General features: G+C 48.3%; 7 protein-coding genes. 6 read left to right on the top strand and 1 reads right to left on the bottom strand.

The annotated features are described in order from the left end of the window. Positions 1-368: 368 nt before the first annotated feature. Entirely contained in the window at positions 369-1,064 is a 696-nt protein-coding gene (locus ACF8O8_RS18320; RefSeq protein WP_049586776.1) for a GntR family transcriptional regulator, read from the top strand. Here the strand turns inward: ACF8O8_RS18320 and ACF8O8_RS18325 are convergent. After that, positions 1,059-2,117 carry a D-alanine--D-alanine ligase family protein gene (locus ACF8O8_RS18325; RefSeq protein ID WP_392510194.1) on the bottom strand — a complete coding sequence of 353 codons (1,059 nt, stop codon included), beginning with the start codon at positions 2,115-2,117 and terminating at the stop codon, positions 1,059-1,061. The two genes, ACF8O8_RS18320 and ACF8O8_RS18325, sit on opposite strands and share 6 nt — an antisense overlap. 93 nt (positions 2,118-2,210) lie before the next feature. Between ACF8O8_RS18325 and ACF8O8_RS18330 the strand changes: the two genes are divergently transcribed. From ACF8O8_RS18330 to ACF8O8_RS18350, 5 genes are all read left to right on the top strand, one after another. Then, positions 2,211-3,581 carry a B12-binding domain/radical SAM domain-containing protein gene (locus tag ACF8O8_RS18330; RefSeq protein WP_392510195.1) on the top strand — a complete coding sequence of 457 codons (1,371 nt, stop codon included), beginning with the start codon at positions 2,211-2,213 and terminating at the stop codon, positions 3,579-3,581. A 258-nt stretch (positions 3,582-3,839) separates the two neighbouring features. Beyond that, positions 3,840-4,946: a PLP-dependent transferase gene (locus ACF8O8_RS18335; protein WP_392510198.1), complete on the top strand. Its 1,107-nt coding sequence runs from the start codon at positions 3,840-3,842 to the stop codon at positions 4,944-4,946. A 93-nt stretch (positions 4,947-5,039) separates the two neighbouring features. Beyond that, entirely contained in the window at positions 5,040-5,918 is an 879-nt protein-coding gene (locus ACF8O8_RS18340; protein WP_392510196.1) for an LPD16 domain-containing protein, read from the top strand. A gap of 10 nt (positions 5,919-5,928) precedes the next feature. After that, a complete protein-coding gene (locus tag ACF8O8_RS18345; RefSeq protein ID WP_392510197.1) occupies positions 5,929-7,092 on the top strand; it encodes a cysteine desulfurase family protein in 1,164 nt (387 codons plus the stop codon). Continuing rightward, positions 7,089-8,003: a D-alanine--D-alanine ligase gene (locus ACF8O8_RS18350; protein WP_049586774.1), complete on the top strand. Its 915-nt coding sequence runs from the start codon at positions 7,089-7,091 to the stop codon at positions 8,001-8,003. Before ACF8O8_RS18345 ends, ACF8O8_RS18350 begins: the two co-directional genes overlap by 4 nt. Positions 8,004-8,183: the final 180 nt, after the last annotated feature.

Below are 8,183 nucleotides of genomic sequence, written 5' to 3' on the forward strand. Positions count from 1 at the left end.
GGCTGGCATTGCAAGAAGCTTTCCAACTTTGGCAGACACCCACACGAAAAGATGAACCGGGCGAGCACCACCGCGTTGACGGGTGGCTCATGAGCAAGCAATCACCAAGAAAAACGAGACCTCCCGCCCAATCGCCTCTACGGCAATGGCCAAAGGCTTAAGCTCTTGGAAAGCCACAGAGAGGGTGGCGCCACGACAAAAAAAATCTGAGCGACTTGATCATGCAAAAGCTCACGGTTTCTATGCGGATGTAGAGAGCCAATGACTACTCAAAGGCATGAACATCATGCCAACTGCTCGATGGTAGCTCTAGTGAGTCTGTGATACCTTCGCCAGCGCTTTTGACTACATCGCTAGACCCGGAGAACATGGTGGCGAACTCTCTCGATAGCTTTATCGTTCCTGACAAACATCGCCATAAAACCGCGATGGATTATGTGGTCGAGTCGCTACGCGAAGGCATACTTTCTGGCGCAATAGCCGAAGGTACGGCTTTGCGCCAAGAAGAGCTAGCCTCGAAATTCGGTTTGAGTCGTATGCCGGTAAGGGACGCCATAAGGCAGTTGGAGGCCGAAGGGCTTGTTACCTACGAAGTCCATAAGGGGGCCTCTGTAGCGATCATGACGATTGAAGACATTGTCGAGATCTATGATATGCGGATCATGGCAGAATGCACCGCCTTGGACTTTGGCTTTGACAACATCGTAGAAAATGATCTGGCGCAGATGTACGAACTCTTATCTACCATGGAGCATGCCACCGACCCGCACCACCTTAGCGAACTCAATGAAAAGTTTCATCACTTTCTTTATTCAAAAGCAAAGCGCCCCAGATTACTTGCATTGATTAAGTCCCTTCATGACTCGGTGGATCGCCATCTTCGTTTTTTGTTGACAAATCTCGACTATCACAAGAAATCGCAACAGGATCATAAAAGCATTTTGAGCGCTTGCGCCAAGGGTGATCGCGAAGCCGCCAAGCAATTTTTAGCCGAGCACCTTGCCGAGGGACGAGATGCAATCGTTACGTTTCTTGAGAAGCGGCGTCGGCAGGACGTGTCATAAACGTTCTTTAGATGCTGATGAGAGCCCATATTCGACTAGCGCTCCTACCAACTTCGGCGGAGGGTAACCGGAGCACTCAAACATCTTCGGGTACATACTGGCACTCGTAAATCCGGGTAAGGTATTGATCTCATTGAGAATAATTTCACCCTCTTCTGTCAAGAAAAAATCCACCCTGGCGTACCCCTTCAGTTCAAGGCATCTAAACGCCTGGACAGATAAAGCCTGGATGCGCGCGACAATGTCAGGTGGCAACAAGCTTGGCACACGAAGACCTGTCACACTGTTGGAATCGTATTTCGCCTGATAATCGTAATAGGCGTGCCCTTCCTTTTTGATTATTTCACCCACCACCGAGGCCATCAAACCCTCCTCAAGTTCGAGCACACCACACTCTATCTCTCTTCCACAGACAGCAGCCTCCACCAGCACCTTTGTGTCCTCTCGTGCTGCAATAGCAAATGCCGCAGCATATTCCAAGGCGTTGGAGACCCTAGACACACCAATCGATGAGCCCGAAGTAGCGGGCTTTACGAAGAGCGTGCTGCTACCCAGGCACTCAACCAGTTCCTCCCAAGGACGCATGGAGTTCATGGCCAGCCAAGGCACCACAACAAGCCCGGCAGACTGGACCATTCTCTTTGTGACATCTTTATCCATGGCCATTGCCGAACCTAGCACCCCGGAGCCCACACACGGCAAACCGCACATCGCTGCCAATCCTTGAATTGTTCCATCCTCCCCCCACCGACCATGCAGTGCCGGGAAAAGCAAATCGATCCCAATCTCCACCGTGCCGCTCTCTTGAGTTGTGTATGAGAGCGAGCGATGGCCTGGACGAATTGAAATCAACGGAGCCGACCGATCAACCGCACCAGGGAACTGGCACGGCTCTCCTTGATACCTCCAGTTGCCCACACGATCTATCCCTACACAGTGCACCCTGTGACCGAGAGCCATCAGCGCCGCGTGGATTGTAGCGGCGGAGCGTAGCGCCACTGAATGCTCTGAGCTCCGCCCCCCAAAAACCAGTGCGATCACATTTTGTTTCATTTCGACAGGCCTCAGTCAGGAGATTTTGGCTACTGTATCCAATATCCAATAAAAATAACAACGGCATTTGCCGATATTCAGGAATGGAAGAGCATGCCTTTGCAAATCACTAAGGGGGCGACCCTGGGCGAGCGGTCGTCCGCCCCCAAAATCGTCACGCCTCATCTACAGATTCGAGCGATCGCGGTCTCTGCGCCGGAATGCATCAGCGGCCACAAATCAGGCAGGGCTTTGAACAGCACTGACCCTGTCAGCCTCTTTAACGCATGCCGCTATGCGGCAAGCCTCGCTAAACAAAGGAAAGGTGCTTGGGGAAACAGCAACTGGGGGCGACTCGACAAAAAGTTGAGAGAGCATTTTTTGCTCATGTACTCACTGGATGACATGCATCGCTATGAAAATTTAATACAAGCATCTCGACCCAACATTCTATTCATTGGCGCCATGACGCTCTGCATGCCTGGCGCAGTGGAATGTGCAAAAGTCGCTAGAAAAATGTTCGGCGATAGATTACTCATCGTACTGGGTGGGCGGCACGTTAATGAAACGATATACCTTGCTGACGAAAGAAAGAGGCTACCCTCCCTCGTCAAACACCATAGAGCCTCGCCGGGGCGCCTTATCAGAGAGTGTGAAATCCCTCCACTATTTGACGTCATAATTTCCGGAGAGGCGGAAAAATTGATTGCAGAGATTGGCGAGCTTTTTAGTCGCTGCAATCAAAGCCCAGCGACGTTCATTGCAGAAAACCTGGATATGAAAACTGAAGGGCGATGGATCGCTGACTTCCCACGCATCGATAACACACTTGTAAGTGATGGCGTACCTCTGAAGCGCGACGAATTACCCTCAGTGGTCGGTACATTTGGGGTCACCGCTTCATTTGATGTTTTCGAGGGGCGCATGACCTCACATATATTCAGCGATACTGGGCCTGGGTGTATCTATGATTGTAATTTTTGCAGTGAACGCCGCAGCATTGCCGGAAACATCCAGGACATACAAGGCGCCCCACGACGACTCTACAATCAACTCAACGAGACAGTTAGCGCAGTAATGCAAGATCACCCCAGCAAGGGGGCAAGCGCATTCGTCGAAGATTCGATATTCCTTAGCGGTAGCCCAGTCGCAATCACACAGTTGTGTCAATTACTTGAGAAAGCCCCTTTAGAAGTCATTTTCGGAGGCCAATTCACGATCGATCAGATTCTTAGAAAAAAGGACCTTATTCAAAGGCTAGCCAAATGTGGCCTTAGGTATATATTCATCGGACTCGAAACGCTTGAACCACAAGAAATTGGGGGCATGAGCAAAGACGTTGACGGCAATAAACAAACGTGGAAAGACCGATTCTTAAAAGCTCTGGACTTTATGGCTGCAAATCATATCGATTGCGGGTGCGCATTACTTTTTGGCTTGGTGAAGCACATATCAGTCGCCGAAACTTGCTTAATGGACTCATAAAGCTTAAGCAGGAGACAGGACAGCCTATTACCTTAAGTGCAAACTGGGCGGTCCGGCACCCACTGCGGAGTAGCCGCGAAAGCGAGAATGAAAATTACCTGCGCTGGGGCACTCCCGAAGGTGAACTGCTGGAGTATTTCCATAGATTCGGTGAAGCCTCCCTCGAATATCCCTTACCCAATGTCTGTGCACCTCAGGTTGGCGAAGTTAAAGAAATAATCCTTCTTCTCAATGAGTTCGAGGCAAGCGATGCCTGAGATGACACGTAGTAAACTGGCCCAGGTTGGCCTCTTCCCCACAGGAGGAATCCAATCCACACAAACGCCAGCCATGGAGTGCACCAGCTATTTAGTCGACACCTTTGATCAGCTGCCACCCATCAATGAAGAAAGCCTAGCAGACATAGACAATGATCTTTTCAGTGGTCTGTACTATGGCGGCGTTGACACACCAACGACTCGACAACTTTCTCAGCGGGTAGCCGACCTCGAGAAGGGCAAGTTCGCAGTCTTAACACCTTCCGGGCAGTCCGCCTTCAACCTGTTGCTGACAACATTCGTGAAACCAGGTGATCACGTACTTGCTGGAGATACCATCGTTTACTCCACACGATGGCTGCTGAATCACTTTGAAAATATTGGTGTAAAAATTGAATACTTCACACCTAGCGAAGCCGCGACTCTAAAAAATAAACTAACTCTAAAGACAAAATTAATCATATTTGAAAACCCAGGCGCATTCACGTACGAGGTCATGGATATTAGTGCGATCGTCGAATCAAGACACGACCACCCAGCGCTGATTGTGGCCGACAACACATGGGCAGCATCACTATTTCACCACCCCTTATCACTCGGCGCGGACATCAGCTTGATTTCAATGAGCAAATACCACGGGGCTGTAGAGGGCATCTCTCTCGGAGCACTAATAACCAAGCGAAAAGATCTGTATGTAAACCTTAAAACCACCTCCGCATTAACGGGCAACCATGTGAGCTCACACGCCTGCTCAGCAGCAATTCGATCAATCAGCACGCTCGGCGCTCGCCTATCATTTCAAATGAGTACGACTCGCAAGGTACTTAGAAGCCTCAAGCCACTGCCTCTTTTAAAACAGGCAATACATCCCATTCTCCAAAACACTGAGCTCCACCTACAAAACTCGATGATCTATGGATTCAACAGCCTTTTCACCGCTGAATTTTCATGCTCTCGCAACGAACTGATATCTCGCCTGAACCGACTAAACCTAATAAAGATCGGCTATGGATGGGGCGGCACGACAAGCCTCGTCAATCTTATTGATACTCACGACATGCCCTCAGCAAAAAGACTAGGCATTAACAGTGAGTGCGCAAGGATATAACTCGGACTTGAAGACCCAGACGAATTAACTCGCGATCTTACCAATGCATTTACTCAATAACCCTCACCCCAAAACTACCCACAAGGATAAATTATGAAAAAAATAACAACACATGAAAGCTTTGCATTTACAGAAGCCGAGCTAAAAAGTCGCATTTTCAACTTCATGGATGCCGAACCCTTGAATGCCGCTCACATCATGGCCGGCCACTTCATGCTATTTTATGACAAACAGAGCGATCGACTGGCACCAGAAGTCTTTGAGGACATACAAGACCCTACATTAAAAGCACAAATCAAGGAGCGAGTGGGCATATTTCCCACCTATTCTTGGAAGTTAGCTATAGAATTCGCAGAGCACCATATAGTCAAGAATAACCAAAGCGGAAACCTACTCCTTTTGATCAACGATTGGCAATACGTCCCAAGCGACAAAATCACTCAAGACTATAGGGCCGAATTTTACAACCACTTCGAGCAACTTCCAACAAGCTACCTCACGCACCTTAACTCATCCTCAATCGTCACTACAAAAAATATCACACCCAGTCGCAAACATACACTTTGTTTCCCCGAGACATGGTTGAAAAATCGCTTTCAAAATGAGGCTTCTCGACTGGTGAAGCAAGGAAAACTCGAGAAACGATGTATTCCAGATCAACCAGAAATGTCCGAGATTTCATTCACTGACTCTTCGGGCACACCTTTACCACTGGTCAGTTGCGGCATGACCGGTTGCGCAGGTGAAATAACAGAAATGATTTCCGAAGCCTACAGAGCAGGCGCTCGGCTTTTGATTCTCCTCGCCCCAAATGAATGCCATGCTCCAATTAGAAAGGGAGTTGAGATCGCCCTCTCACTTTACGAGTTCGATCCTGTAAGCATATTGGTGGCAGATCTGGGAGGGAGCGGGGAGCTCACGACCGAAGAAATATACAGCAAAGGCATCCATATCGTCACCTATAGAACTTGAGAGGCCAGCAATGCAACCAGACTCGGTAATCTATCTAGATGCTGCAGCCACTACTCCGTGCGCTGATGACGTCATAAAGGAAATGGCGAAATATGACAACATCAACTACGGAAACCCCTCATCTGCGCACATTCTAGGCCGTCTTGCACGGAGTGCTGTCTTTGAAAGTGCTTCACATATTTCTGAGCTACTAGGCTGCACACCGGCTGAAATAGTTTTCACATCTGGCGCCACGGAAAGCAATAACATTGCGATTCTTGGAAGCACCACCACCGCAAGAAGCAATATAATTATATGCCCTATCGACCACAAATCCAGTATTTTAGCCGCAGAAGAATTAGAAAAACGCAACATAGAGATTCGACGAATGAAAATCGATTCGGACGGACGAGTCAATCTAACGCATCTAAACAGCCTACTGGATGAAAACACATCACTGCTCTCTATTTCTTATGTGAATTCCGAAATAGGCACATTTCAAAACCTTCTAGAAATCAAAAAGGCATTAGAAAACTCAAATGCACTTTTCCATGTCGATGCCGCTCAAGCGTTGGGCAAGCTACCTATCAACGTCAAAGAACTTGGCGTAGATTGCGCTTCGATTTCAGCCCATAAAATCGAAGGGCCAAAGGGCATCGGCGCCCTCTATGTTTCTTCCTCCAGCTTTTCTCGGTTGCGTCCTCTCACATTTGGCGGCGGTCAATCTTCACTCCGTAGCGGCACACTTCCCACTCAACTGATCGCCGGATTCGGCGCTGCGGCACGTCGACTAAAGAACAAGGATTACCCTGCCTCATGGTCCGCTGCGAAACAACTGAGAAATGCAATCCTTGAAACACTAAACAAGCATGACATCGCGTTCCTAATTAATTCTCCAGACGCTGTTTCGACACCTCACATCTTGAATATTTCCATTCTTGGGATGCGCTCAGAAACCTTGATTAGTAGCTTGAGAAACGTCTGCATCTCTTCCGGATCAGCCTGCAACTCTAACAATCTTTCCCCCTCTTACGTCATCACCGGGATTGGGCACAGCGCAATGAGGGCCAACAGTGCGATCCGCTTATCCTTCACCAGCGACATGGACATCAAAACCGTTCGAGCAGGTGCAGAATCGCTTTCACAAAAGGTGCTTCAGCTTATCCACTTAAATCATAGGGGGCAAATTAAATGATTGAAAATATTGCAATTATAACGGGTGGAAACTCCTCGGAGCGGGAGGTCTCCCTTCAAACTTCCGAAGCTGTCTCACAATCGTTGAAAACCCTCCAAATCAGCCATGAGATTCTCACCATTTCGGACTATAGAGAACTGCTTAGTCTGGACCTCGCTAAATTCACCAGAGTCTTTTTGGCGCTTCATGGCGGTTTCGGTGAAAACGGGATGGCACAAGCATATTTAGAAGGACTAGGGATCCCATATAATGGCCCTTCTCCTCAGGCCAGCGCAATCTGCATGGACAAGCTTCTAACGAAGCATATTGCAAGAGGACTTGGAATAAATGTCGCAAACTATCTTTACTCGAAAAACGGTGATGACGTTTGTTTTGAAGAGATCAGTGAACGTCTAGGAACACCCTGCATCGTCAAACCTAACCGTGAAGGATGTAGCTTCGGTGTGTCCCTGGTCCGCGACCTCAAAGCTGACCTCCAGCCTGCTATAAACGCAGCAGCAAAATTTCACACTGGAATTCTAATAGAAGAATTTATAAGTGGGCCCGAGTTATCCGTATGCTATTTAAACAAATCCACGCTACCCATCTATACAGTTGAATTTGAGAGTGATTTCTTCTCTTATGATGCGAAATTCATATCCACCAAGACGAATGCCACCCTCACCATCCTAGACAGGAGCACCCATCAACTAGTCACCAACTACTGCTCTGCTATCGCTGAGGCACTTGAGCTTGATTACTTTAGAGCAGACTTCATCGTCCACAACACAGAGCCGTACCTTATTGAGCTTAACACCCTTCCCGGGCTTACAAGCCATAGTCTTTTTCCGAAAGCATGCCAGCAACATGGTATCGAATTTGACAAACTGGTACTTATCTTAAACAACTTGGATCCTAGCCAATACTGCTGACCGAACAACAAGTATAATTCGTACCATCAGGCTATTGGATGTCGTTGGTGTTTTTCGGATGGTAATTTATTGATCACCCAATTGAGATTAAGCGCCGCTCAAACGGCGCTCGATCTTGAGCAATCCCAGAAACGGTCAAGAAACTTTCAACTGTCACGCCGCAAATCCGGCGGAATCGGA

It is taken from the genome of Pseudomonas sp. TYF_14 (genome assembly GCF_043105275.1).
Taxonomy (GTDB): Bacteria; Pseudomonadota; Gammaproteobacteria; order Pseudomonadales; family Pseudomonadaceae; genus Aquipseudomonas; species Aquipseudomonas alloputida.

Coding starts and splice junctions, on each gene's coding strand:
- ACF8O8_RS18345 (WP_392510197.1), top strand. CDS start 5,929: ATGCAACCAGACTCGGTAATCTATCTAGATGCTGCAGCCACTACTCCG.
- ACF8O8_RS18340 (WP_392510196.1), top strand. CDS start 5,040: ATGAAAAAAATAACAACACATGAAAGCTTTGCATTTACAGAAGCCGAG.
- ACF8O8_RS18325 (WP_392510194.1), bottom strand. CDS start 2,117: ATGAAACAAAATGTGATCGCACTGGTTTTTGGGGGGCGGAGCTCAGAG.
- ACF8O8_RS18350 (WP_049586774.1), top strand. CDS start 7,089: ATGATTGAAAATATTGCAATTATAACGGGTGGAAACTCCTCGGAGCGG.
- ACF8O8_RS18330 (WP_392510195.1), top strand. CDS start 2,211: ATGCCTTTGCAAATCACTAAGGGGGCGACCCTGGGCGAGCGGTCGTCC.
- ACF8O8_RS18320 (WP_049586776.1), top strand. CDS start 369: ATGGTGGCGAACTCTCTCGATAGCTTTATCGTTCCTGACAAACATCGC.
- ACF8O8_RS18335 (WP_392510198.1), top strand. CDS start 3,840: ATGACACGTAGTAAACTGGCCCAGGTTGGCCTCTTCCCCACAGGAGGA.